Annotated in this window: 20 protein-coding genes; 10 read left to right on the forward strand and 10 right to left on the reverse strand. The window is 47.6% G+C overall.

Annotated elements, in window-relative coordinates; translation table 11 throughout:
• Nucleotide 1: 1 nt before the first annotated feature.
• From ICN35_RS04320 to polA, 3 genes are all read right to left on the reverse strand, one after another.
• Entirely contained in the window at nt 2-775 is a 774-nt protein-coding gene (locus ICN35_RS04320) for a ZIP family metal transporter (protein WP_216124590.1), read from the reverse strand.
• Between the two features lie 6 nt (nt 776-781).
• Nucleotides 782-1,642, reverse strand: a complete 861-nt coding sequence (locus ICN35_RS04325; protein ID WP_251369983.1) for a dienelactone hydrolase family protein — start codon at nt 1,640-1,642, stop codon at nt 782-784.
• 68 nt (nt 1,643-1,710) lie between these two features.
• On the reverse strand, nt 1,711-4,536 hold the full coding sequence (polA, locus tag ICN35_RS04330; protein WP_216124593.1) for a DNA polymerase I: 2,826 nt from the start codon (nt 4,534-4,536) through the stop codon (nt 1,711-1,713).
• An 85-nt stretch (nt 4,537-4,621) separates the two neighbouring features.
• On the opposite strand from polA, the gene ICN35_RS04335 reads away from it, so the two are divergent.
• From ICN35_RS04335 to ICN35_RS04345, 3 genes are read left to right on the forward strand one after another with little or no spacing between them, the layout of a single operon-like run.
• Entirely contained in the window at nt 4,622-5,032 is a 411-nt protein-coding gene (locus ICN35_RS04335) for a hypothetical protein (protein WP_255535704.1), read from the forward strand.
• Between the two features lie 26 nt (nt 5,033-5,058).
• Nucleotides 5,059-6,036 carry a homoserine kinase gene (locus ICN35_RS04340; protein WP_216124600.1) on the forward strand — a complete coding sequence of 326 codons (978 nt, stop codon included), beginning with the start codon at nt 5,059-5,061 and terminating at the stop codon, nt 6,034-6,036.
• On the forward strand, nt 6,033-6,806 hold the full coding sequence (locus ICN35_RS04345; protein WP_216124602.1) for a BPSS1780 family membrane protein: 774 nt from the start codon (nt 6,033-6,035) through the stop codon (nt 6,804-6,806). Before ICN35_RS04340 ends, ICN35_RS04345 begins: the two co-directional genes overlap by 4 nt.
• 34 nt (nt 6,807-6,840) lie before the next feature.
• On the opposite strand, the gene ICN35_RS04350 is transcribed toward ICN35_RS04345, so the two are convergent.
• Nucleotides 6,841-9,204 (reverse strand): UvrD-helicase domain-containing protein, encoded by a 2,364-nt coding sequence (locus tag ICN35_RS04350; protein ID WP_216124604.1) that lies wholly within the window; start codon nt 9,202-9,204, stop codon nt 6,841-6,843.
• A 24-nt stretch (nt 9,205-9,228) separates the two neighbouring features.
• Between ICN35_RS04350 and ICN35_RS04355 the strand changes: the two genes are divergently transcribed.
• Complete coding sequence (locus ICN35_RS04355) at nt 9,229-12,120, forward strand: valine--tRNA ligase (protein ID WP_216124613.1); 2,892 nt, start codon at nt 9,229-9,231, stop codon at nt 12,118-12,120.
• Between the two features lie 14 nt (nt 12,121-12,134).
• Nucleotides 12,135-13,019 (forward strand): UTP--glucose-1-phosphate uridylyltransferase GalU, encoded by an 885-nt coding sequence (gene galU, locus ICN35_RS04360; protein ID WP_216124616.1) that lies wholly within the window; start codon nt 12,135-12,137, stop codon nt 13,017-13,019.
• Between the two features lie 15 nt (nt 13,020-13,034).
• Here galU and ICN35_RS04365 read toward each other — a convergent pair whose 3' ends face one another.
• The gene (locus ICN35_RS04365) at nt 13,035-13,262 is read right to left on the reverse strand and encodes a sulfurtransferase TusA family protein (protein ID WP_216124753.1); all 228 of its coding nucleotides are present in this window, start codon (nt 13,260-13,262) and stop codon (nt 13,035-13,037) included.
• A gap of 14 nt (nt 13,263-13,276) precedes the next feature.
• The gene (gene alaS, locus ICN35_RS04370; protein ID WP_216124618.1) at nt 13,277-15,901 is read right to left on the reverse strand and encodes an alanine--tRNA ligase; all 2,625 of its coding nucleotides are present in this window, start codon (nt 15,899-15,901) and stop codon (nt 13,277-13,279) included.
• A gap of 131 nt (nt 15,902-16,032) precedes the next feature.
• On the opposite strand from alaS, the gene ICN35_RS04375 reads away from it, so the two are divergent.
• The 3 genes from ICN35_RS04375 to ICN35_RS04385 all read left to right on the forward strand — a co-directional run bounded on the left by ICN35_RS04375 (nt 16,033) and on the right by ICN35_RS04385 (nt 19,873).
• Nucleotides 16,033-16,494, forward strand: coding sequence for a tripartite tricarboxylate transporter TctB family protein (locus ICN35_RS04375; RefSeq protein ID WP_215295713.1), 462 nt, complete (start codon nt 16,033-16,035; stop codon nt 16,492-16,494).
• A gap of 19 nt (nt 16,495-16,513) precedes the next feature.
• The gene (locus ICN35_RS04380) at nt 16,514-18,016 is read left to right on the forward strand and encodes a tripartite tricarboxylate transporter permease (protein WP_215295714.1); all 1,503 of its coding nucleotides are present in this window, start codon (nt 16,514-16,516) and stop codon (nt 18,014-18,016) included.
• An 84-nt stretch (nt 18,017-18,100) separates the two neighbouring features.
• Nucleotides 18,101-19,873, forward strand: coding sequence for a glutamine--tRNA ligase/YqeY domain fusion protein (locus ICN35_RS04385; protein ID WP_216124619.1), 1,773 nt, complete (start codon nt 18,101-18,103; stop codon nt 19,871-19,873).
• On the opposite strand, the gene ICN35_RS04390 is transcribed toward ICN35_RS04385, so the two are convergent.
• Complete coding sequence (locus ICN35_RS04390; RefSeq protein WP_251372040.1) at nt 19,854-20,750, reverse strand: SDR family oxidoreductase; 897 nt, start codon at nt 20,748-20,750, stop codon at nt 19,854-19,856. The genes ICN35_RS04385 and ICN35_RS04390 overlap by 20 nt on opposite strands.
• A gap of 27 nt (nt 20,751-20,777) precedes the next feature.
• Between ICN35_RS04390 and ICN35_RS04395 the strand changes: the two genes are divergently transcribed.
• Nucleotides 20,778-21,818 carry a 2Fe-2S iron-sulfur cluster-binding protein gene (locus ICN35_RS04395; RefSeq protein ID WP_216124623.1) on the forward strand — a complete coding sequence of 347 codons (1,041 nt, stop codon included), beginning with the start codon at nt 20,778-20,780 and terminating at the stop codon, nt 21,816-21,818.
• Nucleotides 21,819-21,877: 59 nt separating this feature from the next.
• Nucleotides 21,878-23,068, forward strand: a complete 1,191-nt coding sequence (locus ICN35_RS04400; protein ID WP_216124627.1) for an acetylornithine transaminase — start codon at nt 21,878-21,880, stop codon at nt 23,066-23,068.
• A 56-nt stretch (nt 23,069-23,124) separates the two neighbouring features.
• Here ICN35_RS04400 and ICN35_RS04405 read toward each other — a convergent pair whose 3' ends face one another.
• The 3 genes from ICN35_RS04405 to ICN35_RS04415 are packed head-to-tail and all read right to left on the reverse strand — an operon-like array spanning nt 23,125 to nt 25,672.
• Complete coding sequence (locus tag ICN35_RS04405) at nt 23,125-23,838, reverse strand: ABC transporter ATP-binding protein (RefSeq protein WP_216124630.1); 714 nt, start codon at nt 23,836-23,838, stop codon at nt 23,125-23,127.
• A complete protein-coding gene (locus ICN35_RS04410; protein WP_216124632.1) occupies nt 23,835-24,611 on the reverse strand; it encodes an ABC transporter ATP-binding protein in 777 nt (258 codons plus the stop codon). Before ICN35_RS04410 ends, ICN35_RS04405 begins: the two co-directional genes overlap by 4 nt.
• Entirely contained in the window at nt 24,611-25,672 is a 1,062-nt protein-coding gene (locus tag ICN35_RS04415; RefSeq protein WP_255534295.1) for an ABC transporter ATP-binding protein, read from the reverse strand. The genes ICN35_RS04410 and ICN35_RS04415 overlap by 1 nt, the downstream gene beginning before the upstream one ends.
• Nucleotide 25,673: the final 1 nt, after the last annotated feature.

Consider the following 25,673-nt stretch of genomic DNA (forward strand, 5'->3'; position numbering starts at 1 on the left):
ATTAGTGCAGGAGCGAGAGTAGGATCACAAATCCTACGCCGCAGGCAATCAACACTGTTTGACGCAGTGACTCAGCCCAGTGTGGGCGACGGTGCATTTGCGGAATTAAATCGCTCACCGCAATGTAAATAAAACTGCTTGAAGCAATCACGAGCAAATACGGCATCGCTGCATGCGCCTTCTCTAAAAAGAAGTAGGCCAATACCCCGCCCACTACAGCTGACAAACCACAGATGAAGTTGTAGAGCAAGGCGCGCGCGCGTGAGAAACCTGCATTGAGAAGCACAATGAAGTCACCAATCTCTTGTGGAATCTCGTGAGCAATGATGGCGATCGCCGTAAAGATACCCAATTGATAGTCGGCCATAAAAGCAGCAGCAATCAAAATGCCGTCCACAAAGTTATGAATACCATCACCTACCAAAATCATCCAACCACTGCGCCCTGCATTCTCCGCATCATGACCGTCATGATGGTGGTGACCATCACCTTCGTGATGATGGTCATGGCGCAACAAGGCAATTTTTTCTAGCAAGAAAAATCCTAATAGCCCAGCCAACAATGTCGCAAATAAGTACTGGGGGTTAGTACCCTGCATATTAAATGCTTCGGGTAATGAGTGTAAGAGCGCTGTGGCCAGCAGAATACCAACCGACAAGCTGACCATGTTATTGACCATCTTCGACAGCAGCGCGATTGAAAAACTGGCGGCGACCAAAACGCTAGCAGTACCTGCTAATGCTGTCACCAAAAGAATACTTTGAAGAACCGTCATCGAGAGTTACGCTACGCCCATTTTCTTAAACCAAGCAAGACATTTCTCCCAACCATCTTTAGCAGGGCCTTCGCGATAGGTTGCGCGATAATCAGCATGGAAAGCATGAGGGGTATCGGGATATACCTCAATCAGAGAGGCTTTTGCCGCAGGATTTTTCGGTGCTGCTTGCGCAAGTGCTGCACGCATTTGCTCAACACTCTCCAAAGAGATACCAGTATCAGCGCCACCATATAGGCCTAGTACTGGGGCTTTTAAATCTGCAGCTAAATCGACTGGATGACGTGGGCTATTTTCAGTTTTTTCACCAATCACTCTTCCATACCAAGCCACACCTGCCTTGACTTGCGGCAGAGTTGCAGATAGCCAAGTGATGCGCCCACCCCAGCAAAAACCAGTTACACCGACTCGCTTCAGATCACCACCATTTTTGCCAGCCCATACTAAGGCAGCCTGCAAATCATTTAAGACTTGAGCATCGGGTGTCTTGGCCACAATGTTTGCCTGAATTTCAGCAATGGTGCCGTAAGTATTAGGATCTCCTGCGCGCGTAAAAAACTCAGGGGCAATCGCGAGATATCCAAGCTTTGCAAAACGACGTGTGACGTCAGCAATGTATTCATGAACACCAAAAATTTCACTCACCACGATGATGATCGGCAAATTGCCTTTTGCATTTTCTGGACGAGAAACATAAGCAGGTAGCTGGAAGTTACCGATAGGAATCATTTGCTCGCCTGCTTTGAGGCCCTTGAAGTCGGTCTCAATGGCGGCCGCCATCACAGGATCAGAGGCAACTACAAAGCCAACACCCAGTGTAGTGACAGCACCACGTAATGCGGTAGCGCCGGCGACCGAGGTTTTCATAAAATTTCTTCTACTATTCAGTGTCTTATTGCTCATCGTGTTTATCTCCTAGCTATTTACTAACGCTACTAATGCGCCTCTTCCCAATTATCGCCAATCCCAATACTAACGACCAATGGCACCTTCAATTGAGCCACATTGCACATCAAATCCGGTAACTTTTCCTGCAACAGATCGATTTCATTCAAGGGAACGTCAAATACCAACTCATCATGCACCTGTAATAGCAGCTTCGTCTTAAGTTGTTGCTTTTCAAGCCAGTCTTCTACGGCAATCATGGCAAGCTTGATCAGGTCGGCAGCCGTTCCTTGCATCGGTGCATTAATCGCAGCACGCTCAGCACCCTGACGACGCGGACCATTGGAGCCTTTGATTTCAGGCAACCAGAGACGTCTACCAAAAACAGTTTCAACATAACCATTTTCTCGAGCCTCTAGGCGAGTACGCTCCATATATTGCGCCACCCCAGGATAACGATCAAAGTACTTTGCAATATAGTTTTGCGCTGCTGAACGCTCAATCCCCAGATTGCCTGCTAAACCAAAAGCGCTCATGCCATAGATCAGGCCAAAGTTAATGACCTTGGCATAACGACGTTGCTCTGAATTGACATCATCTAGCGGGATACCAAAAATTTCTGCGGCAGTGGCTTGGTGTACATCTTTGCCATCACGAAAGGCTGCCAAGAGATTTTCGTCTTCCGCAATATGCGCCATGATGCGCAGCTCAATTTGAGAATAGTCGGCTGATAACAATTTGCAGCCCTCAGCCGCTATAAAGGCTTCGCGTATACGACGACCCTCTTCTGTGCGCACTGGAATGTTTTGCAAGTTTGGATCACTCGATGCCAAACGCCCGGTGACTGCCGTTGCTTGCGAAAAGTTGGTATGGACGCGCCCTGTTTTAGGGTCAGCCATGCGCGGTAGCTTTTCAATATAGGTCGACATTAGCTTGGCTAAGCTGCGATAGTCCAAGATACGCGCTGGTAATGGATAGTCCTCTGCCAATTTCTGCAAAACTTCCTCGTCGGTTGACGGTGCGCCTGATGGCGTCTTCTTAATCACTGGCAGTTCCAGTTGTACGAAGAGGATTTCAGCAATTTGCTTGGGCGATTGAATATTGAATGGCTGCCCCGCCAGTTGATGAATCTCACCCTCCAGTTCCAAAAGGCGCTTGCCAACTTGCTGACCCTGTTTACCCAATAAAGCAGAATCGATTCGTATGCCATTACGCTCCATGATTCCCAGAACTCGCATGGCAGGCATCTCGATCTTTTCATACACATAGAGCAGGCCCGGACTTTCCTGGATCTGTGGCCAAAGCTCGTGGTGCAGGCGCAAGGTAATGTCCGCATCCTCTGCCGCATATTCAGTAGCAATCTTCAGATCGACATGGTCAAAGCCAATTTGATGAACCCCTTTGCCACACACCTCTTCATAGCGGATCGTTTTCATCCCTAAGTGGCGTTCAGCCAAACTATCCATATTGTGCGGAAGGTGTGACTCCAGCACATACGACTCGAGCAGAGTATCAAATGTAATGCCGCCTAAAGTAATTCCATAGTTTGCAAAAATATGCGCGTCATACTTTAAGTTTTGCCCTACCTTGAAATGACTCGCACTCTCTAGCCAAGGTTTTAATTTAGCAAGCACAGCATCTCGATTAAGTTGTACTTCACCATTACGATGCGCAACTGGAATGTAACAAGCTTCACCTGGCTTTACTGATAAAGAAATCCCAACCAACTCTGCAGCCAATGCATCTAGGCTGGTTGTTTCTGTATCGACCGCAGTCAGTTGCGCGCTTGCAATTTTTTTCAACCACTTTTCTAAAGCAAGATCATCAGTGACACACTCGTAGTGACGCTCAATTGCATCCTGAAGATCTGTCGTGTCTTGCGAGAGCGCTTTAGTGGGGGCAGTGGCAATAACTCGTGATTTTTTAGAGTCATTTTCTGCGCTGGTATTGGTGATGGGCGTACCCACCAAATCAAAGGCAGCGGGCTCAGAACTATCATTTCCTAGGCTGGTGAGCTGCTTTTCAACATCACGCAACCAAGTCTTAAAGGCATAGCGTTCGAATAGTTCCCGAAGCAAAGCAGCATCTTCTGACTTCGCATGCAAATCATCTAAGCCTGGCAAATGAGGAGATAAATCACAATCCGTTTTGACGGTGATGAGTTGTCGTGCTTGTGGCAACCACTCTAAAGAAGCGCGAAGATTTTCACCCACTACACCTTTGACTTGATCAGCGTTGGCCATCAAATTATCGAGATTGCCAAACTCTGCTAACCATTTGTTCGCAGTTTTGGGGCCTGCTTTAGGAACGCCTGGCACGTTATCCACGGCATCGCCAATGATGGATAAATAGTCGACGATGAGTTCAGGAGGTACACCAAACTTTTCCTTTACCCCTTGGATGTCCAGCTTTTCATTGGTCATCGTGTTAATAAGTGTGACAGAGGGATTGACTAACTGGGCTAGATCTTTATCACCAGTAGAGATAATCGTTTCCCAACCTGCTTGGGTTGCTTGGCAAGCTAAAGTACCGATCACATCATCCGCCTCAACGCCTGACACCATCAATACCGGCCAACCTAAAGCTTTGACCATCGCATGAATCGGTTCAATTTGCTTCACCAAATCCTCGGGCATGGGAGAGCGATGGGCTTTGTACTCGGCATACATTTCATCTCGGAATGTCTTGCCCTTGGCGTCAAAGACGCAAGCGATATGGTCAGTCTTGAGCTCAGATCTAGCCCGGCGCATCATATTGACCATGCCATAGATGGCGCCAGTAGGCTCCCCAGCCCCGTTTCTGAGGTCTGGCATGGCATGAAAGGCGCGATACAGGTAGCTAGAACCGTCTACCAACAAGAGTCTATGTTTAGTCATACCGCAATCGTACAATCTAGTTATGAATTGCCTACAGGTCTGGTTAAAGAACCACCCGAGAGTAGGCCAAAAAAGGTGAAAAATGATGCATGCTCTAACAAACTTAATTAGCCATAACCTCAGCCAAAGCCCTGCTTTAATCAGCTTTTTGCTAGCTTTTAGCCTATTTGGAGCAGGATCGGCATTAGCTCAGAATACCAGCCAAGCCCTCAGCCAATCTGAGCTCAACCGAATCAACAACCAGCCGCTTGCTCCTGCGGTCAGTCCAGGGGGAGTCTTTGGTAGCCCAGAAAGTCGCAAACCCAGTTTTCAGCACAAAGAGTCTACTGGTACTGAAATCATTGAGTACAAAGACGCTAACAGCCCAACTCAAGTGCAAGTGAAAACCAAATACACCACTTATGAGATGTCACCACCCGACTCTGTTATGCCTGGACCCCCATCTGGTGAAGGCGGCCTCTTAAGCGTACCTAGCATTAGCATTCCCATTAAGTAAAGAATTGAAAGCATAGTTACTGCTTTATGGCTGTATTCACACCTATTGAATTGAGTGAGATCTCTCCTTGGATTTCTCAACATTTCAATATTGGTGAAGCCACCGATATTCGCGGCATTCATGGTGGGATTGAAAATTCCAATTTCTTTTTAGATACAATCCAAAACGGTAGCAAGCAAGAATACGTTCTCACTATTTTTGAAAGATTGTCCGCCGAGCAACTCCCCTACTACTTAGAGTTAATGCGCCACTTGGCAAACAAGGGCATCCCAGTACCCAAGCCAATTGAAAATCATCAGGGAGAAATTCTTTTCTCTCTAAAAGGTAAGCCTGCAGCCATCGTCAGTAAATTACCGGGCGTATCTAGACTGCAACCCGCAGCAAAACACTGCGCCCTGGTTGGTGAGATGTTAGCCAAGATGCATTTAGCTGGCAAAGATTTTCCTCATTCACAAGAAAATCTGCGGAGCCTGGGCTGGTGGCAACAAACCATTCCTTTGGTATTGCCGCATGTCAATTCATCCCAAAAAGATTTGCTGACAAATGAACTTGCTACGCAAGAAGCATTTTTTGCTTCCAGCAACTACGATGTACTTCCACAAGGTGCTAGCCATTGCGATCTCTTTAGAGATAATGTACTCTTCGATCCCAATAGCAGCAACGATCCTCACGAGGATCAACTCGGTGGTTTCTTTGATTTTTATTTCGCCGGTACCGATAAGTGGTTGTTTGATCTTGCTGTGACCGTGAATGATTGGTGTCTAGCTGACAATAAACAAGATCTTGACCTGGCGCGCTGTAATGCCCTGATGCAAGCCTATCAAGCTATACGCCCCCTCACCAAAGAAGAGCAAGCTAGCTGGCTCCTCATGATGCGTGCTGCGGCACTGCGTTTCTGGGTCTCTCGCCTCTGGGATTTTTATTTACCGCGCAATGCGCAGATGCTCACCCCTCACGACCCAAGTCACTTTGAACACATTCTTCTCAGCCGTCGCTCCTTATGAAACTAAACACTGTCGCCCCAAAAGAGGGTTATACCTGGATCAGACAAGGGATTTGGCTTTTTAAGCAAAATCCTTTGGGCTTTTTGATGCTGGTTTTTATGTATGTCTTCGCCGCACAACTCGCCGTCATCATCCCGGTGATTGGGGTGTTTGCAGTATTGCTGTTAACGCCCACTTTGTCAGTTGGTTTCATGACAGCTTGTCGCCAAGCAATTCAAAAAGAGCGTATTCGTCCTACTGTGTATTTGGTGGCACTTCAATCAGGCGAACTGATTCGTAAACGGATACTGCAGTTGGGATTAATTTATGCGGCTCTAATCTTATTACTCAGCTTTGTCTTAAGTCTCTTAGTCGATTTTGAAATGCTCATACCTCTCTTGACGAGTGACACCGTCATTACACCTGAAGCACTTCGTCAAATCTATTTAGTACTTTTGTTTGGCGCTATCTTGTATATCCCTGTAGCCATGTTGATGTGGTTTTCCCCTGTCTTAGTAGCTTGGGCAGATATGTCGGTTTCTCAAGCGCTCTTTTCTAGTTGGCTTGCCTGTTGGACAAATAAAGCAGCTTTCTTTTTCTACCTCTCCATTTGGAGTGTCGTGTTGATTGCCATTCCTTTGACGATTGGCATGCTGTTTGATGCCTTAGATTTTGGTCAAGCAGCATCCTTCCTTGTCGCCCCCATTTCTATGGCGGGCCTAACACTGATGCACTGCTCTTTCTATGCCACCTGGAAAGCGTGCTTCACTGAAGATGAAGTTATTCTGTAAGTTTTATAAACTTCGTTTTACAGACTGAGATTCATCAATCAATCGCAGCAAGCTTGGCAATACTGAGTTGTAACCACTTCACACCGTGACGCTTGAAGCTCACTTGCGCACGAGCATCTGTATCAACGCCCTCTAAACCAGTCACACGACCTTCACCAAATTTAGTGTGAAATACATTCTGTCCAATCTTAAATGGATAATCTCCACGCGGCGGCGATGCTAAGCGCTTCACTTCCATTGAAGCTGAGCCTACCCGCCTCACAGGTCGCTGTTGATCGCTGCCGGAATCAAAGAAATCATTAGACTCATATTCACGTTGACGGGTATAGCCGTCTTGCCAAGTCGAGCCTGATCTGGAGCTACCGCCCCAGCGCGCATCTTTTGCTTTAGGCGTTAACCATTTCAGTGAGTCAGAGGGTAGCTCCTCTAAAAAACGGGAGGGCATGTTGTAACGTACCTGACCATGCAACATTCGCGATTGGGTGTGCGACAAATATAAGCGCTCTTTAGCACGAGTAATTGCCACATACATCAAACGACGCTCTTCTTCGAGACCATTGTGCTCGTTAATGCTGTTCTCATGAGGGAACAAGCCTTCCTCAAGACCGGTAATAAAGACCGAGGTGAACTCTAAGCCTTTGGCAGAGTGCACTGTCATCAATTGCACGGCATCTTGACCTGCTTGGGCTTGGTTATCACCCGCCTCTAATGAAGCATGAGATAAAAACGCAGCCAAAGGAGAAATATCTACAACACCAGGCGCATTTTCACCAGGCAGCATCGCAGCGGCAGCATCTTGACCATAGCCTTCTTCCGCAATGAAAGCCGTAGCAGCATTGATTAATTCTTGTAAGTTTTCTACGCGATCTTGTCCTTCGCGTTCAGATAAATAATGTTGAATCAAGCCACTGTGCTGGATCACAAACTCCACCGTTTCAGGCAGGGTATTATGACGGGTTGCTTCGCGCATATGATCGACTAAGCGAATGAAACTACCCAAGGAAGCACCGGCCTTACCTTCAAGAGACGAAGCGGCCAAATACAAAGAACATTGCTGCGCTCTTGCCGCATCTTGTAAGGCTTCAATCGATCTTGCACCAATTCCCCTGGTTGGGAAATTCACCACCCGAGAAAATGAGGTGTCATCGTTCGGATTCTCAAGCAAGCGGAGATAAGCAAGTGCATGTTTAATTTCAGCGCGCTCGAAGAAGCGCAGACCACCATAAACTCGATAAGGAATCGCTGCCGAGAACAAAGCGTGCTCAATAATGCGTGACTGTGCATTACTTCGATACAATAATGCTACCTCTGTACGCTTGATCCCACTATTGATCAGCGCTTTGATTTCATCTACCAACCATGCGGCTTCGGCATGATCACTGGGGGCTTCATAAATACGGACTGGCTCGCCATGCCCAGCATCAGTCCGTAGGTTTTTGCCAAGACGCTCAGAGTTATTTGCAATCAGGTGATTAGCAGTATCGAGAATGTGGCCGTGTGAGCGATAGTTTTGCTCGAGCTTGACCAATAAGGGATGAAACTGCTTTTCATAGAGGCGCATGTTCTCGACATCGGCACCACGGAAGGCATAAATACTTTGATCATCGTCACCCACCGCAAAGACAGAACTACTACCCATGCCACTCACATTGACTCGACTAGCATCATGTCCGGAAAGCAATTTAAGCCAAGCGTATTGCAAGGCGTTGGTATCTTGAAACTCATCAATCAAGATGTGACGAAAACGTTCTTGATAATGCGTACGAATAGGTTCGCTATGTTTTAGTAATTCATAGCTACGTAAGAGTAGTTCCGCAAAATCAACCACACCCTCACGCTGACACTGCTCATCATAAGCGGCATAGAGTTGCGCCATCTTCGCCTGAAAGTCATCGCCTACCGATAAATCCTTGGCGCGTTGACCGCGCTCTTTGGCATGCGCAATGAAATACTGCAATTGCTTGGGTGGATACTTTTCATCATCTACCTTTAAGCCCTTCAAAAGACGCTTAATCGCTGAAAGTTGATCTTGGGTATCCAATATCTGGAAGGTGGACGGCAAGCCCGCTTCTTTATGGTGAGCTCGTAATAAACGGTTACAAAGACCATGAAAGGTGCCAATCCACATTCCCCGAGTATTGATGGGCAACATGGCGCTCAAACGCACCATCATCTCTTTAGCTGCTTTATTCGTAAAGGTAACTGCCAGCACACCAATGGGAGAAACCTGACCGGTCTGGATCAACCAAGCTATACGGGTTGTCAGTACACGCGTCTTACCGCTACCAGCGCCAGCCAAAATTAAGGCTGATTGGGCTTGGCCATCTGGGCTAACAGGCGGGAGGGTCACTGCCTCGCGCTGTTCTGGATTGAGGTTCGCGAGCAAGTCTGAGTACATCAGCCCAATTATAATTTGCCTCTTATGCCAAACGCCTCAAATACCCCTAATTCACCAGCAGCCGGTTCAGTTGACGAACTGGCCAAATCCTATGAACCCGCCCCAATCGAAGCTTACTGGGGACCAGAGTGGGAACGCCGAGGCATTGCTGATGCCAGCATGGATGAGGGCAAAGACAATTTTTCGATTCAGCTGCCACCACCCAATGTGACCGGCACCCTGCATATGGGTCACGCCTTTAACCAAACCATCATGGATGGCTTGGTGCGTCATGCCCGCATGTCTGGCAACAATACCTTGTGGGTTCCAGGAACCGACCATGCTGGTATTGCCACTCAAATTGTTGTTGAACGGCAACTCGATGCGCAAAAAGTGTCACGTCACGACTTAGGTCGCGAGAAGTTTTTAGAAAAGGTGTGGGAGTGGAAAGAAACTTCTGGTAACACCATCACTCGTCAAATTCGTCGCCTCGGCGCTTCGATTGATTGGGGAAAAGAATATTTCACGATGGACAGCAAAATGTCCAAAGCAGTCGTTGAAGTGTTTGTGCGCCTCCATGAACAAGGTTTAATTTATCGCGGCAAGCGTTTGGTGAACTGGGATCCTGTATTGGGAACGGCAGTCTCTGATTTAGAGGTGGTGAGTGAAGAAGAAGATGGCTCCATGTGGCACATCCACTATCCCTTAGCTGATGGCTCAGGCCGCTTGACCGTTGCTACCACTCGCCCAGAGACCTTACTGGGTGACGTAGCAGTCATGATCAATCCAGAAGATGAACGCTACAAACACCTCATTGGCAAATCAGTGAATTTGCCTTTATGTGATCGTCAAATTCCGATCATTGCCGATGACTATGTAGATTTGAACTTTGGCACTGGTGTGGTGAAGGTTACTCCAGCGCATGACTTTAATGACTACGCAGTTGGACAACGTCACCAATTACCGCTCATCAACATCCTCACCTTGGATGCCAAGATTAATGAAAATGCTCCTGCCGCCTATCAAGGTATGGAGCGCTTTGCTGCTCGTAAACAAATCGTGGCCGATTTAGATGCTGCTGGTTTATTAGAAAAAGTTCAGCCACATAAACTGATGGTGCCCCGTGGTGATCGCACCCAAACCATTATTGAGCCCATGCTCACTGACCAGTGGTTTGTGGCGATGTCTAAACCCAGTCCAGATAACCAATATCAACCTGGCTCATCGATTGCCGGTGCTGCATTGGATGCGGTAACCAAAGGTGATATCAAACTGGTTCCAGAAAACTGGATTAATACTTACACCCAGTGGTTAGCCAATATTCAAGATTGGTGTATCTCTCGCCAACTCTGGTGGGGCCATCAAATCCCGGCTTGGTATGGTGATGATGGACAGATTTTTGTGGCACGCTCAGAAGATGAGGCCAAAGCGAAGGCTGCTGCTGCAGGCTATACGGGCAAGCTCAATCGCGATCCAGATGTGTTGGATACCTGGTTTAGCTCTGCGCTTGTGCCCTTTAGTTCATTAGGCTGGCCAGAAGAAACAGCTGCTCTCAATCACTTCTTGCCATCATCCGTATTAGTAACTGGCTTTGACATCATTTTCTTTTGGGTGGCGCGCATGGTCATGATGACTTGCCACTTCACCGGTAAGGTGCCTTTCCATACCGTCTATGTTCATGGCTTAGTACGTGATGCAGAAGGTCAAAAGATGAGTAAGTCCAAAGGCAACACTTTGGATCCAATTGATTTGATCGATGGCATCCAGATTGAAGACCTAATAGGTAAGCGCACTACAGGCCTCATGAATCCCAAGCAAGCAGAGAGCATTAGCAAGAAAACCAAGAAAGAGTTTCCGGAAGGTATTCCAGCATTTGGTACTGATGCTTTACGTTTTACTTTTGCATCCCTTGCCTCGCTCGGTCGCAACATTAACTTTGACCAGAAGCGCTGCGAAGGCTATCGCAACTTCTGCAACAAGCTTTGGAATGCGACGCGTTTTGTACTGATGAACTGCCCTGGTGGTGATGAAGACAATGGCTTAGCGCCTTGTGATAACCAATGTGGCCCAGAAGGCTATTTAGATTTCTCACCAGCAGACCGCTGGATTGTGTCCCAACTACAGAGAACGGAAGCCGAGGTAGCAAAAGGCTTCCAGAACTATCGCTTTGACAATATTGCTAGCAGCATCTATCAATTTGTCTGGGATGAGTATTGCGATTGGTACCTAGAGCTTGCCAAGGTACAACTCCAAACCGGCACACCAGCGCAGCAACGCGCAACTCGTCGAACCTTGCTACGCGTGCTAGAAACCATCTTGCGTATGGCGCATCCACTCATTCCGTTTATCACTGAAACACTTTGGCAAACCGTTGGACCAAAGTCTGGCAAGGAATTAGCAAAACAAAGTCAGCAAACCATCGCCTTGCAATACTACCCCGTTGCTCAGCCTGAAAAGATTGATGAGCAAAGTGAAGCGTGGGTTGCCCAAGTGAAAGCGATTGTGGATGCCTGCAGAAATCTTCGCGGCGAAATGCAGGTGCCCCCAGGGCAAAAAGTGCCGCTGTGGATTTATGGTCCAGAAGCCTTCTTACAAAAAGCGACTCCTTACTTACTCGCATTAGCCAAGCTCGCTGAAGTCAAAATCTATAGCGATGAATCCGCCCTCGAAAAAGATGCGCCTGGCGCACCAATTGCATTAGTTGGCGATATCAAGCTCTTACTCAAAATCGAAGTGGACGTGGCGGCTGAGCGTATTCGACTGGGTAAGGAAATTGAACGCCTTGCTAATGAAATCACTAAAGCCCGCAGCAAATTGGGAAATGAAAGCTTTGTGGCTCGCGCTCCTGCCGAGGTTGTAGCCCAAGAAAAACAGCGCCTTGCTGGATTTGAACAAAATCATGAGAAGCTTGTTGCACAATTAGAGCGTCTTCAATAAAGATCGGATACCCCATGCCATTGACTACTAAAGCCGTTACAAAAGCCGTCTTCCCTGTTGCCGGTCTTGGTACCCGTTTCTTGCCAGCCACCAAGGCAAGCCCAAAAGAGATGCTCAATGTAGTCGACAAGCCACTGATTCAATACGCAGTAGAAGAGGCAATTGCCGCTGGCATTACTGAAATGATTTTTGTCACTGGTCGCAGCAAGCGTGCCATTGAAGATCACTTTGATAAAGCGTATGAGCTCGAAGCAGAGCTCGAGGCTAAAAATAAACAAGCGCTACTAGACATCGTGCGTAACGTGAAACCCAGTCATGTTGACTGCATATACGTCCGTCAGCCTGAAGCACTAGGTTTAGGTCATGCCGTATTGTGCGCAGAAAAACTCGTTCGGGATGAACCCTTCGCCATCATTTTGGCTGATGACTTATTAGATGGTCAGCCTCCAGTCCTCAAGCAAATGCTCAAAGTCTTTAATGAGCAAAACGGCTCTGTCATTGCAGTTGAAAAAATTGATCCAGCAAAAAGCAGTTCTTACGGTATCGTCGCCGGCTCAGAAGTGACCAAGGGCATCTACCGCCTCAACGGTATTGTCGAAAAGCCTCAACCTCAAGATGCGCCTTCCAACCTCGCTGTGGTTGGTCGTTATGTGCTCTCCTCAGAAATCTTCAAACACATCCGCAATCTCAAGCCTGGCGCTAGTGGCGAGATCCAACTCACCGATGCGATTGCAACCTTGCTTAAGGAAGAGCCAGTATTTGCTTATGAATACGATGGCGTGCGTTATGACTGCGGTAGCAAGTTGGGTTATCTCAAAGCGTCGGTGGAATTTGCATTGCGCCACCCCGAGGTTTCTGCTGATTTTGCAGCCTACTTAAAGAGTCGCTCTTTAACTTAAGGCTGCTTGCCTTGCTTATCTTCTCTTTAAGAAGAACACCAAGACATCACCTTCAGTACTGCTAGCAATCAGCTCATTGCCCGTTTGCTTCGCAAAGGCTGGAAAATCTCTCGCCGCTCCTGAATCAGTTGCCTTGATCTTTAAGACTTCACCAGACTGCATTGTTGCCAATGCTTTCTTGGTACGCAAAATCGGCAGTGGGCAGTTCATGCCAATCGCATCCACTTCTGCGTTAAATACAATGCTTGCTACACCATTCATTTGCTAGCCACCCAATCTTTAACACCATCTAAAGCAGCACCAAGCTTAGTAGGATCGTTACCGCCAGCCATGGCCATCTCTGGCTTACCGCCACCTTTGCCGCCAACCTGCTGCGCAACAAAGTTCACTAGATCACCAGCTTTCACTTTGCCAATCGAATCTGCAGTCACACCGGCAATCAAGCTAACCTTATCGCCTTGCACAGAAGCCAAGACAATCGCAGCCGTTTTGAGTTTGGCTTTTAGTGCGTCCATGGTTTCGCGAAGAACCCCTGCATCGGCGTCGTCCAATCTAGCAGCTAATACTTTTAATCCGTTGACGTCAATAGCCTGACCAGCTAGCTCATCGCCTTGGCTAGCGGCTAATTTGGAATTGACTTTTTCTAATTCGCGCTCAGCCTGACGCAAGCTATCTTGCAGTTGCGCAACCCGATTCACTAAATCGCCAGGATGGGTTTTGAGGATGGCTGCAGCCTCGTTAATTTTGTCTTCAAGGCCTTGCAAGAAGTGGAGTGCATTACTACCGGTCACCGCCTCAACTCGACGAATACCAGCAGCAACCCCGCCTTCAGAAACAATCTTCAAACTACCGATATCGCCAGTACGTGACACGTGAGTACCGCCACACAATTCTTTAGAGCTGCCGATTTCTAAAACACGGACTTCATCGCCATACTTCTCACCAAAGAGCATCATGGCACCAGTCTTTTGGGCATCATCTAAAGACATGACTTTTCCAGAGGTAGCTGTATTCGCCAAGATCTCTGCATTCACAATATCTTCAATACGACGAATCTGTTCAGCCGCTATAGGAGCATTGTGCGTAAAGTCAAAACGGGTTTTAGTTGCATCGACTAAGGAACCTTTTTGTTGCACATGATCGCCCAAGACTTCACGCAGAGCTTTGTGCAAAATATGGGTTGCACTGTGATTACGCATCGTATCGGTTCTTTGCTGTACATCAACCAAGGCATTGAGTGCATCACCTACTTTAAGCTCGCCCTCGAGCACCTCACCTTGATGACCGAATACGTCAGCTTGAATCTTGAAGGTGTCATCTACTGAAAAACGGACAGACTCATTGCGAAGCTCGCCCTGATCACCGACCTGACCACCAGATTCAGCGTAGAAAGGGGTATTGTCTAAAACGATTACCGCAGCATCGCCTGCTTTTACTGAGGCAACTTCAGAGCCATCGATATATAGCGCAGTCACTTTGGCGCCCTCATGTTTCAAGGAATCGTAGCCGTGAAACTGCGTAGGCTTTCCTTTGTAATCTAAACCTTGAGCCACTTTGAACTTGCCGGCTGCTCTGGCTTGATCACGCTGCTTTTGCATAGCGACTTCAAAACCTTCGGCGTCTACTGTCACACCACGTTCGCGACAAACATCTGCTGTTAAATCTAATGGGAAACCAAATGTGTCGTGCAAGCGGAAAGCGGTTTCACCGTCAACCACTTTAGCGCCACCCGCTAATGCACCATCCAAAATTTCCATGCCATTGGCAATCGTTTGGAAGAAGCGTTCTTCTTCTTGCTTGAGTACCTCACTCACCTTATCTTGCGCAGCACGCAACTCTGGATAGGCCTCGCCCATCTCTTTTACGAGTGCAGGGACTAGTTGATAGAAGAATGGTTTACGTGCCCCTAACTTATAGCCATGCCGAATCGCACGACGTGCAATACGACGCAAGACATAACCACGTCCTGCATTACCGGGAATCACACCATCCACGACAATAAAACTACAAGCCCGAATATGGTCAGCAATCACTTTTAATGAAGGGCTTTCCGCATCACAGTTCTCGCCGCCAGCAGCGTCTACCGCTTCCTTAGAAGCCCTGAGTAGGTTGACGAAGAGGTCAATTTCATAATTAGAATGCACGTGTTGCAAGACGGCAGCAATGCGCTCAAGGCCCATACCCGTATCGACGCTAGGCTTAGGCAATGGATGCATGACGCCTGCCTCATCGCGATTGAACTGCATGAACACGTTGTTCCAAATTTCGATAAAACGATCGCCATCTTCCTCTGGACTGCCAGGAGGGCCACCTGGAATGTGATCACCGTGATCATAAAAAATTTCAGTACAAGGTCCACAAGGGCCGGTGTCACCCATCATCCAGAAATTATCGGAAGCGTAACGCGCCCCTTTGTTATCCCCAATCCGAATAATGCGATCTGCAGGAACGCCAATTTGGTCTTTCCAGATGGCATAGGCTTCGTCATCTTCTGCATAGACAGTAACTAACAGTCTATCTTTTGGCAGCTTAAATACTTGGGTCAATAAATCCCAAGCAAATTGAATCGCATCTTTTTTGAAATAGTCTCCGAATGAGAAATTACCCAACATTTCAAAAAAGGTATGGTGGCGGGCGGTATAGCCCACGTTATCCAAGTCATTGTGTTTTCCACCCGCCCGAATGCACTTTTGCGCTGTCGTGGCACGATGATAGGAGCGCTTATCAAAGCCCAAAAACACGTACTTAAACTGGTTCATGCCTGCATTCGTAAATAGCAGGGTAGGATCATCCCCAGGCACTACCGGGCTGGAAGTGACGATTTGGTGGCCTTTTTCGGCAAAGAAATCCAGGTAAGCCTGGCGAATTTGGGAGACTTTCATGTCAATAATTATCGCATTGGCACTAGCCTAGGGCAAAAGCTAGGCAATATGCCCTCGTCCTGCCTTACAATCCCACAACATTAATATAAATCGGCACCTTAGCAATTAAGTCGACATACAAGGAGAGCAACTTGAAAATTCGCAATCAACGGGATTTTGGGGCGGGGGTCATGTATATGGTCATCGGCCTCTTCTTTACCATTGTGGCTAGAAATTACCCCATGGGAACTGCCGCCAAAATGGGTCCTGGCTACTTCCCCTTCTACTTGGGCATATTGATGATTTTGCTAGGTTTACTGGTCGCCGTTAAAGCATTCAACGCAAAAGCTGCCATCGAATCCATTCCGAAATTCAACTGGAAGATCATTGCTCAAATTACGGGTGCGGTTGTCTTGTACGGACTTTTGCTTCCAAGAATGGGCTTCTTAGTTGCCGTAGTGGTTTTGGTATTCGTATCTGCCAGTGCCAGCAAAGAATTCACCTGGAAAGGCACTGCTATTAATGCAGCATTCTTAGTGACTTTCACTTATTCCGTGTTTGTAGTGGGCTTGAAACTTCAGTTCCCACTCCTGCCTGTCTTCCTACAACAATAACGAAACGGGACTCTGAAAAATGGATTTATTTGCTAACTTAGGTCTCGGTTTTGAAACCGCATTTACCTTACAGAATCTTTTGTACTGCCTGATTGGCTGTATCTTAGGAACCCTCATTGGTGTTTTGCCTGGACTTGGTCCGATCGCTACGATTGCGATGCTCTTGCCAGCAACGTATGCCTTGCCTCCCATTGCCGCATTGATCATGTTGGCCGGTATTTACTACGGCTCACAATATGGTGGCTCAACCACTGCGATTTTGCTCAACATCCCAGGGGAGACGTCCTCAGTGGTGACGGCGATTGACGGCTACCAAATGGCCCGCAATGGCCGAGCAGGTGTTGCCTTGTTTACCGCTGGCATGGGTTCATTCTTTGCGGGTTGCGTCGCAACTTTGGTGTTGGCTGCTTTTGCTGCGCCACTCTCACAGCTTGCCTTTAAGTTTGGACCTGCTGAATACTTCTCCCTCATGGTCTTGGGTTTAATTGGTGCAGTGGTATTGGCATCCGGATCTTTGATCAAGGCAATCGGCATGATCGTGCTTGGTCTATTGATGGGCTTGATTGGTACTGACGTGAACTCCGGTGTATCCCGCTATGCGTTTGATATTCCCGAATTGAGTGACGGTATTGGCTTTGTGGCAGTTGCTATGGGCGTATTCGGCTTCGCTGAAATCATGGGCAACCTTGAAAAAACAGGTGATGACGAAGGCTTCCTTAATAAGCTCACGAGTATGGTCCCCACCAAGACTGATGTGAAGCGCATGATTCCATCGATCTTGCGCGGTACAACGATTGGTTCGATCTTAGGCATTCTGCCCGGTGGTGGCGCAGCTCTAGCCGCATTCGGTGCTTACTCTGTCGAGAAGAAATCTTCCAAGTACAGCCATGAGTTTGGTAAAGGTGCGATTGAGGGTGTTGCTGGTCCAGAAGCAGCGAATAACGCAGCTGCTCAAACCTCCTTCATTCCATTACTCACATTAGGTATTCCACCAAATGCGGTGATGGCCTTGATGGTTGGTGCGATGACAATTCATAACATTCAACCAGGTCCACAAGTAATGACCAGCAACCCAGCTTTGTTCTGGGGTCTGATTGCATCCATGTGGATTGGTAACGTGATGCTGATTCTCTTGAACTTGCCTTTGATTGGTATCTGGGTAAAGCTCTTGAAGATTCCTTATCGCTTCCTCTACCCAGCGATCTTGGTGTTCTGCTGTATCGGTGTATACACCGTGAACAATACGGTGTTTGACGTGTATGTCACCGCAGGCTTTGGCTTGATTGGTTACCTCTTTTTCAAACTCGGTTGCGAACCCCCTCCATTACTCTTGGGCTTTGTGCTTGGACCGATGATGGAAGAGAATTTCCGTCGTGCGCTACTCTTGTCGCGCGGTGATTTCACAACCTTTGTCACTCGCCCACTCTCCTTAGGATTGCTGATTGCAGCAGCCCTCTTAGTCGTGATCGTGGCTTTGCCAGCAGTGAAGAAGACCCGCGAAGAGGCATTCGTCGAAGACTGATTGTCTTAGACCTTACAGAAACGAGCCCGCAGCAGTTTGCGGGCTTTTTCTTTATGATGCGGGGGTTTTCTCTACAATGTGGCTATGTCCCAAGATAGCAAACCCTCTAAAGTCGTTGCCGGCGCAGTCGCCGAGCCTTCTAACTTTTTACGTCAGATCATCGATCATGACTTAGCCAGCGGTGCTTTTTCACAGCGTACGAATTTAGCGGGCGAGCCTATCCCATCGATCATCACTCGTTTTCCACCAGAGCCAAACGGGTATTTGCATATTGGTCATGCTAAAAGTATTTGCCTCAACTTTGGCTTAGCTGCCGATTACAACCATCAAGCTGGTGGTGCGCGTTGCAATATGCGCCTAGATGACACCAACCCCGTTAAAGAAGATGTTGAATACGCTGACAGTATTCTGGATGCAGTGAAGTGGCTTGGATTTGATTGGGGCACACATCTTTATCATGCCAGCGATTACTTTGATCGACTGTATGAGTTTGCAGAGATTCTGATTCAGAATGGCAAAGCGTATGTCGATAGCCAAAGTGCGGATGATATTCATACCAATCGTGGCAACTTTGGACAAGCTGGAAAAAATAGTCCCTATCGTGAGCGTAGCCCTGAAGAAAATCTGACCCTCTTTCGCGAAATGCGCGATGGCAAGTTCAAGGATGGTGAACATGTTCTGCGTCTCAAAATTGATATGGCGCATCCCAATATCGTGATGCGTGATCCTGTGGTCTACCGTATTCGCCATACTGATCACCATCGTACCGGAAGCAAATGGTGCATCTATCCACTATATGACTTCACGCATTGCATCTCCGATGCGCTGGAGAGTGTCTCTCACTCGATTTGCACACTCGAATTTGAGAACAATCGTCCACTGTATGACTGGATCGTGAATTCACTTAAAGAATTGGGTGTCTTTAAAGATCCCGTGCCTCACCAATATGAATTTGCCCGACTCAATTTAACTTACACCATTACTAGCAAGCGTAAGTTATTACAGCTCGTTGAAGAAAAACAGGTTGATGGCTGGGATGATCCACGGATGCCAACCATTGTTGGTATCCGTCGTCGTGGTTACACCCCAGAAAGTATTCGTCTGTTCTGTGAACGGATTGGTGTCTCAAAAGCCGATAGCTGGATTGATATGAGCACGCTCGATCAAGCCTTGCGTGATGACCTCGAAGCAAGAGCACCACGCGCAACAGCTGTCTTAAAACCACTTAAGCTGGTAGTTGAAAACTTTGATGCTGCTGCAAAAGAGTCTTGTTCAGCACCGCGCCATCCTCAACACCCTGAATGGGGCAATCGTGAATTCAACTTCACCAGCGAACTCTGGATTGAAGCGGATGACTTTATGCAAGAACCGATTAAAGGCTTCTTCAGGCTCTACCCACCAATTGGCGATCAAGCTGGTAGCCGTGTGCGCCTACGTCATGGCTTTGTTGTTGAGTGCACTGGTTTTGAGACGGATGCGCAGGGCAATGTCACGCAAGTCAATGTGAGCTACTTCCCAGACAGTAAGAGCGGCACCGCTGGTTCCAATAGCTATAAGGTGAAGGGTAATATTCACTGGATTAGCGCTGCAGAAGCAATCCCAACCGAAGTGCGCTTGTATGACCATCTCTTCACTGATCCACATCCGGATAGTGGCGATAAAAATTTCTTAGATGCCATCAATCCAAACTCTAAAGAAACAATAACAGCTTACTTAGAGCCTTGCATGAAAGATGTGAAAGCTGAAGATCGTTTTCAATTTGAACGTCACGGCTACTTTGTTGCAGATAAAACAGACTCCAAACCTGGCAAGCCTGTATTTAATCGCACAGTTGGTCTTAAGGATTCTTGGAAGTAGTCTGCAAAAAATCGGCTACGCTGGGATAACGCAGCGGAGTTTTCAACTCATGTAATCGAGCATTTGTCACTCGTCTCGATTCCCGCATAAATGACCACAGCATCGGGCTCACCATCTGTTGCAGTTCACTAGCAGGCATACGTGGTGGCCTATCCAAACCAAAGGCATCAGCCACTTCATCAAAGTAATCGCCCATTTTGGTTTCACTCCCATCGCAGGTATTGATAATGCGCTGTGGCTTACCGTGATATACCGCCGCGCACACTAAGCGCGCTAGATCATCACTATGAATATGATTTGAGTAAGCATCTTCCTCTGGGAGTAGCGCCGGGGTTTTAGACTGTAAGCGCTCTAGTGGCAAACGATCAGCCGCATAGATTCCGGGCACACGCAAAATGGTGACAGCCACACCATGTGCTGGCCCCCATAAACGGAGTGCCTGCTCTGCGTCTACTCTTCTCTGGGCTCGCTCACTCTGAGGGCTAACGGGGGTTGCCTCGCTCACCTTGGCGCCACGATGATCGCCATATACGCCTGTGGTGCTGACATAGATCAAGCGCCTGACGACATTGGAGCCTTGGGCTAAAATTCTCAATAGGTTGCGGGTTCGGCAATCACGATTTCCTTGGTTTTGGGGTGGCGCTAAATGAATGACGGTTTGAGCTAAACCGGATAGACGCCATAAAGTTTCTGGATGATCCAGATTCCCCAACATCGGAGTCGCGCCAACCTCCCTCAACTCCTGAAAACGATTTTGCGAAGATGTGAGTGCAAAAACTCGATGACTACGGGAAAGCTGTTTTGCTACCCGAAGACCAATGTCACCGCAGCCAATAATCAGGATTGAAGGTTTACCAAAAGATTGCATAAGTGACATCGTAACGATTTATTGAAAGGAATGAGAGTGTCTCATCAGGTCACGCTCAAAACGAGCGGCAAACAATTTACTGTAACCCAGGATGAAACCGTCCTGGAGGCCGCTCTTCGCCAAGGCATTAAGCTACCCTATGGCTGCAAAAATGGTGCCTGCGGCTCTTGTAAAGGTAAGGTCTTGGAGGGTCAAGTCAGCCATGATCAACACAGCGAGAGCGCTTTAAGCAAAGCCGATGAAACAGCAGGCGGCATCTTGTTTTGCTGCTCTCATCCACAATCCGATCTACTCATTGAAGCTCGTGAAGTCCAAGGCGCAGGCGATATCGCGATTCGGAAGATTCCTTGCCGCGTTAACACCATCATTAAGCCTAGTGACGATGTGGCGATTCTGAAGTTGCAACTTCCAGCTGCTGAACGCTTCCAGTTCTTAGCGGGGCAATACCTCGAGTTTCTTTTAAAAGACGGGCAACGTCGTGCTTATTCGATCGCCACTGCGCCCGAGCAAGAAGGTCCATTAGAACTGCATATCCGCCACTTACCTGGCGGCGTATTTACAGACTTTGTATTTGGGGCTGCAACGCCAGCACTAAAAGAAAAAGATATCCTGCGTTTCGAGGGACCCTTGGGTAGCTTCTTCCTCAGAGAGGACTCTAAAAAGCCCATCATTTTTGTCGCCGCTGGTACTGGCTTTGCGCCAATTAAATCCATCATTGAACAAATACAAGCCAAGAAAATGGATCGCCCGATTAAGCTGTATTGGGGCGGTAGGCGCCCAAGCGATCTGTATCTCCATGATCTATGCAAAACCTGGGAACAAGACATCCCCCATTTCCAATACATCCCAGTGATCTCAGACGGTTTACCAGAAGATGCGTGGCAGGGCCGGACAGGCTTTGTACACCTTGCGGTCATAGATGACCACCCTAGCCTCAAGGACTTTCAGGTCTACGCCTGTGGGGCGCCTGTCATGGTCAACGCAGCCCGTGAGGACTTTTCATCCAAATGTCATCTGCCTGAGGAAGAATTCTTTGCTGATTCTTTCACTAGCGCGGCAGATTTAGCCACAAACTAATCTCCATAAAGTTAGATAATAGAAACTTCACTAGCCTTATTTATTTACCCTAGCCCAGCATGAACACTCCAGCCCCTATTGACACCCATTCAGTCATGTTTATTACTCAACGCCCAGATGTAGTGATGGTTGAGGGTGCTGGCTCATGGCTAACGGATAACAACGGCAAACGCTATTTAGATTTCTTACAGGGGTGGGCGGTAAATTGCTTGGGTCATAGTAATCCAGGAATGATTGCAGCACTAAATGCTCAAGCCAAGAAACTGATTAACCCCAGTCCAGCGTTTTATAACGAGCCGATGATTGGCTTATCCAACCTCTTGACTGCTAATAGCTGCTTTAACAAAGTCTTTTTTGCCAACAGTGGCGCCGAAGCCAATGAAGGCGCCATTAAGCTAGCCCGCAAATGGGGTCAGCTGAATAAAAATGGTGCCTTTGAAATCATCACCTTTGATCACAGTTTTCATGGTCGCACCATAGCCACCATGAGCGCCTCTGGTAAGCCAAACTGGGACACCATGTTTGCACCACAAGTTGCCGGTTTTCCGAAAGCAGATTTGAATGATTTGGAATCTGTTAAGAAGTTAGTGACGGATAAAACAGTGGCCGTGATGTTAGAGCCTGTTCAAGGTGAAGGCGGCGTCATTCCCACCACGAAAGAATTTATGCGTGAACTACGCCAGTTCACTAAAGAAAATAATATTCTACTCATCGCCGATGAAGTGCAAGCGGGCTGCGGCCGCACAGGCACCTTGTTTGCTTATCAGCAATACGGTATCGAGCCAGACATCATGACCTTAGGTAAAGGTATTGGTGGTGGCGTTCCCTTAGCAGCCTTAATGGCGACTGATGCGGTAGCTTGCTTTGTGCCTGGCGATCAAGGTGGCACCTATAACGGTAATCCTTTGATGACTGCGGTAGGCATCAGCGTCATCGAGCAATTACTGGCTCCCGGATTTTTAGAGAGCGTGAAAGCCAAGGGTGAATTACTCAAATCAGAATTACTCAAGCTTTGCGCTGAATTTAATCTGGAAGGTGAGCGTGGTGAAGGTTTATTGCGCGCCCTCATGCTCGGTAAAGATATTGGCGGTAAGCTAGTTGATTTAGCTCGTGAGCGTAGCCCTGAAGGCCTATTGATTAACTCCCCCAGACCTAACTTATTACGCTTTATGCCAGCACTCAATGTGAGCGATGATGAGATTCATCAGATGTGCAGCATGCTACGTGAGTTGCTGAAGGAAACTGCTTAAGCCATTTTCATGACTGCTTAGTCGCCTCACTTAGTCACCTAACTTAGTCGCCTACCTTACTCCCCTAAATAAGCAGTGCGCACTCTCGGGTCTTGAAGCAATTCTTTGCCGGCCCCTGTAAGCGTGATCAAACCACTCTCCATCACATAAGCACGATCGGCCATCTCTAAGGCTAGACGGGCATTTTGCTCAACTAGCAGAATGGTCATCCCGTTTGCTGAAAGATTACGAATCACATCAAAAATTGTTTCCACCATGATGGGGGATAAACCCATAGATGGCTCATCTAGCAATAAGAGCTTAGGTTCAGCCATCATCGCTCTACCCATCGCCACCATTTGTTGCTCGCCACCAGACAGTGTGCCAGCGAGTTGCGAGAGCCGCTCTTTCAGTCTCGGGAAATAAGAAAATACTTCCTCTAATTTTTGATGGATGACTTTGGTATCTGTTTTCAGAAATGCGCCCATCTGCAGATTTTCTAGAATGCTCATGCGCTTAAATACGCCACGCCCCTCAGGAACAAGACCTAAGCCAAGACGAACCAATTCATAAGCGGGTAGCTGATTAGTTTTGTGCGCAAGAAATTCAATCTCACCTGATGTAGGAGTCAGTAAGCCTGCAATCGCTTTCAGAGAGGAGCTCTTACCTGCTCCGTTAGCACCAATCAAGGCTACTAATTCACCTTGATTAACATGTAGGTCAATGCCTTTAACGGCATTAATGCCGCCATAGGCTACCTTGAGATCTTGCACTTGCAGCAAGGCGCTCATGACACTGCCCCCTGACCAAGATAGGCTTTAATCACTTCAGGGTGTATGCGAACATCGGCTGGCTTGCCTACAGCAATCACCTTGCCGTAATCGAGCACCGTCAAGCTATCGCAAATCCCCATCACCAAACTCACATCGTGCTCAATCAAGAGAATAGTTTTGTCATCCGCCCGAATACGCAGCAACAACTCACGCAGTTCTAATTTCTCGGTCGCATTCATGCCAGCAGCAGGCTCATCTAAAGCGAGGAGCTGAGGCTCAGTTGCTAAGGCTCTAGCAATCTCTAAGCGACGTTGATGCCCATAAGACAAATGACGCGCCTGCATTTCTGCATAATTACTCAAGCCCACGTAAGCCAGCAGTACAAGAGATTTCTCCCGAATCGCTTGCTCCTCGCGCTGCGTGGATGGAAAGCGGAAGATAGCGCCCAAGAAACCCGCCTTAGATCGGCAGTGACATCCCACCATCACATTTTCTAAAACAGACATTTCTCCAAAGAGACGGATGTTCTGAAAGGTTCTCGCTAATCCCGATTTAGTGACTTCTGAGACTGACTCTGGGAAATAGGATTGACCATCAAATAAAAAGATGCCGGAATCTGCAGGGTAGAGGCCAGTGATGACATTAAAGAAAGTAGTCTTGCCTGCGCCATTGGGGCCAATCAAACCGACAATCGATCCCTTTGGCACCTGCAAACCGACAGAATCTAAGGCTTGCACTCCACCAAAGCATTTAGAAACATCCGTGACATCAAGTAGCAAAGGAGCAGACATTATTTGCCTCCTCCTTTTTGCCAAATACCGCCTGGGCGATACAGCATGATCAAAATCAGTGCTAAGCCATAGATCAATTGACGAATCACTTCAACATCAACAATTACATGACCAAAGAGCGCCTTTTGCACTGGCTCGGCTACGCCCCGTAATACTTCTGGAAAGACTGCCAATACGATCGCGCCTAAGATCACCCCAGGAATATGTCCAATACCGCCCAACACCACCATCGCTAAAACAACGATTGATTCCCAAAGGGTGAACGACTCAGGGGAAACAAATCCCTGAAATGCAGAAAAGAGCACTCCCGCAACGCCAGCAAATGAAGCGCCAATCGCAAAAGCGAGCAACTTCATATTGCGTGTATTGATACCCATCGCTTTAGCAGCGATCTCGTCTTCTCGAATCGCAACCCAAGCCCGACCGATACGAGAGTTCTGTAAATGCAAACACACAATGGTTACAGCAATAGCTAAAGCTAGAAAAAGGTAAAACACCAAATACAAACCCGGGATCTGTATAAAGCCCAGGTCAACCGGTTTGGTAAATGAAACCCCAAACATCTGAATTGGATCAATCGCTGTAATGCCTTTAGGGCCATTGGTGAGATTCAATGGGCGGTCTAGATTATTCATAAAGATCCGAATAATTTCACCAAAACCTAAAGTGACGATTGCTAAATAATCCCCGCGCAATTGCAAGGTGGGCAGCCCCAAAATAATCCCGAAGAGAGCGGCCAAGATGATGGAAAACACTGCCACCATCCAGGGAGAAAAATGCATGCCTTGCGGAAATGCAGAGGCAATCGTTTCAAAATGCTGAGGCAAATGTGGCGAAGCTAATAAGGCATAGCTATAAGCACCTAATGCATAAAATGCGATGTAACCTAAGTCGAGCAGACCAGCAAAACCGACAACTACATTGAGGCCAAGGGCGAGAACGATATAGAGCAAAGCAAAATCAAGCACGCGCACCCAATAGTTACCGCCACTCGCACCCACAATCCATGGCAACAGTATTAATGCAAACGCGCCTAAGTAAAGATAGGTAGATTGACTCAAA

The sequence above is a fragment of the Polynucleobacter sp. es-GGE-1 genome (genome assembly GCF_018882005.1).
GTDB lineage: Bacteria > Pseudomonadota > Gammaproteobacteria > Burkholderiales > Burkholderiaceae > Polynucleobacter.

What these genes read in the sequence shown, in the direction of transcription:
- ICN35_RS04320 (WP_216124590.1), bottom strand. Translation starts at nt 775, where the DNA reads ATGACGGTTCTTCAAAGTATTCTTTTGGTGACAGCATTAGCAGGTACT.
- ICN35_RS04325 (WP_251369983.1), bottom strand. Translation starts at nt 1,642, where the DNA reads ATGAAAACCTCGGTCGCCGGCGCTACCGCATTACGTGGTGCTGTCACT.
- polA (WP_216124593.1), bottom strand. Translation starts at nt 4,536, where the DNA reads ATGACTAAACATAGACTCTTGTTGGTAGACGGTTCTAGCTACCTGTAT.
- ICN35_RS04335 (WP_255535704.1), top strand. Translation starts at nt 4,622, where the DNA reads ATGCATGCTCTAACAAACTTAATTAGCCATAACCTCAGCCAAAGCCCT.
- ICN35_RS04340 (WP_216124600.1), top strand. Translation starts at nt 5,059, where the DNA reads ATGGCTGTATTCACACCTATTGAATTGAGTGAGATCTCTCCTTGGATT.
- ICN35_RS04345 (WP_216124602.1), top strand. Translation starts at nt 6,033, where the DNA reads ATGAAACTAAACACTGTCGCCCCAAAAGAGGGTTATACCTGGATCAGA.
- ICN35_RS04350 (WP_216124604.1), bottom strand. Translation starts at nt 9,204, where the DNA reads ATGTACTCAGACTTGCTCGCGAACCTCAATCCAGAACAGCGCGAGGCA.
- ICN35_RS04355 (WP_216124613.1), top strand. Translation starts at nt 9,229, where the DNA reads ATGCCAAACGCCTCAAATACCCCTAATTCACCAGCAGCCGGTTCAGTT.
- galU (WP_216124616.1), top strand. Translation starts at nt 12,135, where the DNA reads ATGCCATTGACTACTAAAGCCGTTACAAAAGCCGTCTTCCCTGTTGCC.
- alaS (WP_216124618.1), bottom strand. Translation starts at nt 15,901, where the DNA reads ATGAAAGTCTCCCAAATTCGCCAGGCTTACCTGGATTTCTTTGCCGAA.
- ICN35_RS04380 (WP_215295714.1), top strand. Translation starts at nt 16,514, where the DNA reads ATGGATTTATTTGCTAACTTAGGTCTCGGTTTTGAAACCGCATTTACC.
- ICN35_RS04385 (WP_216124619.1), top strand. Translation starts at nt 18,101, where the DNA reads ATGTCCCAAGATAGCAAACCCTCTAAAGTCGTTGCCGGCGCAGTCGCC.
- ICN35_RS04390 (WP_251372040.1), bottom strand. Translation starts at nt 20,750, where the DNA reads ATGTCACTTATGCAATCTTTTGGTAAACCTTCAATCCTGATTATTGGC.
- ICN35_RS04400 (WP_216124627.1), top strand. Translation starts at nt 21,878, where the DNA reads ATGAACACTCCAGCCCCTATTGACACCCATTCAGTCATGTTTATTACT.
- ICN35_RS04405 (WP_216124630.1), bottom strand. Translation starts at nt 23,838, where the DNA reads ATGAGCGCCTTGCTGCAAGTGCAAGATCTCAAGGTAGCCTATGGCGGC.
- ICN35_RS04410 (WP_216124632.1), bottom strand. Translation starts at nt 24,611, where the DNA reads ATGTCTGCTCCTTTGCTACTTGATGTCACGGATGTTTCTAAATGCTTT.